Here is a 557-nt window from a genome sequence, read left to right as displayed (position 1 = left end):
AAGGTTGGGGTACAGAAAATCTTGGCCTTGCGTGGGGATATTATCCCTGATGTGGAGCCACAAAAGGATTTCCGCTACGCAACGGATTTGATCGAGTTCATCAAGGAACAAGCCCCTCACTTTGATATTGTTGGTGCTTGTTATCCAGAGGGACACCCTGACTCTCCAAACCAAATCTCGGATATTCAAAACCTCAAGAAGAAAGTGGATTCAGGTTGTTCCAGTCTCGTAACGCAACTTTTCTTTGACAATGAGCGCTTCTACGATTTTCAAGACAAGTGTACCTTGGCAGGGATTGATGTTCCTATTCATGCGGGGATTATGCCAATTCTGAATCGAAATCAAGCGCTTCGTCTCTTGAAGACTTGTGAGAATATCCATCTTCCACGTAAATTTAAGGCCATCTTAGACAAGTATGAGCATGACCCTGAGTCGCTCAGAGCAGCAGGACTTGCCTATGCCGTGGATCAGATCGTGGACTTGGTAACTCAGGATGTTGCTGGTGTGCATCTCTACACCATGAACAATGCTGAAACAGCAAAATACATCCACCAAGC

At 45.4% G+C, this 557-nt stretch carries 1 protein-coding gene; it reads left to right on the top strand.

Going from position 1 to position 557, the window contains the following annotated elements:
• Nucleotides 1–557, top strand: a 557-nt coding sequence (locus tag GMD1S_RS10815) for a methylenetetrahydrofolate reductase (protein WP_000630180.1), incomplete at both ends; no start/stop codon positions are given.

Source organism: Streptococcus sp. GMD1S, assembly GCF_000296875.1.
In the GTDB taxonomy this organism is placed as follows: Bacteria; Bacillota; Bacilli; order Lactobacillales; family Streptococcaceae; genus Streptococcus.
Note: the sequence above shows the minus strand (reverse complement) of the source record. Positions and strands in the feature narration are given on the sequence as shown.